Annotated in this window: 1 protein-coding gene; it reads right to left on the bottom strand. The window is 59.4% G+C overall.

The window, feature by feature from the left end:
* Positions 1-803 (bottom strand): hypothetical protein (locus tag AWB67_RS38730; RefSeq protein WP_200822445.1); only part of this gene is annotated, 803 nt, incomplete at its 3' end.
* Positions 804-879: the final 76 nt, after the last annotated feature.

Genomic DNA, 879 nt, shown 5'->3' with positions numbered 1-879 from the left:
TCCCACGTCAGTTCCCGCTTGTGATTGCCGGCAAACTCCAGTAGTCCCTTGATCAGATTGTCCTCGGACCCGAAGCTGAATCCGGCATCGCTGAGGTAATTCGAACCCCAGACCTTCAGGTCGTCCACATACTTGCAGCCCGCCTGAAACTCGGCCTCGCCGATCACCGCCTCGTTGTCTTTGAACATCGCAAGAAAATGCATCTTGTCCCCGCAGATGCCCGAGTTCAGCGCAAGCACCGAAAGCACGGGGATCGGGATTGCATAGCGCTTGAACCAGTTGTTGAAGGCGATCGGTTGCGTATGCAGCGCGTCGCGTTGCATACGCGCGTGCCAATGTCCTTCTGCCTGCTTGAAGAACCGCTGGATGCGCAGGATCTCGACGATCTTCCAGATCGTCTTGGCGAGCGTTTCAAGGATCGACACGATTGCTCCGACGACGGTCGATGCGCCCGAGCTGGCGATCTGCAGGCCGAGGTCCGCGCCGCCCTTGACCATGTCATACACGCCCTGGCCGATGCTCAGCTTCATCGCGCGCTTGATGGCCTCAATGATCGTCGCGGGGTGTCCCGCGAGCAACTGGACGTCGCGCCCCGCAACCCATTCGCGATATTTCGTGATGCTGCTATCGACGGTATTGGCGATTCCCTTCGCAATGTCGAGACCCGCGCCGATCAGCGGTGCGACCGCGGCGAGCAGCTTCTTGCACAGGAAGTCGACGAGCTTGCGGATCAAACCGGGCATCACGTCGAGCGCTACGCCACCAGGGTCGTTACGGAAGTCCACCATCTTTTCGCGGATCAAGTCCCACAGTTTCCGGGCGGCTTCCTCGATCTTTGTATGAATGGATTCATACAGGCGTCGCGCAGCGCCCTCGGAA

Origin of the sequence: Caballeronia terrestris, from assembly GCF_001544515.1 — a bacterium.
GTDB classification, from domain to species: Bacteria; Pseudomonadota; Gammaproteobacteria; order Burkholderiales; family Burkholderiaceae; genus Caballeronia; species Caballeronia terrestris.
This window is presented reverse-complemented; position numbering and strand designations above follow the sequence as displayed.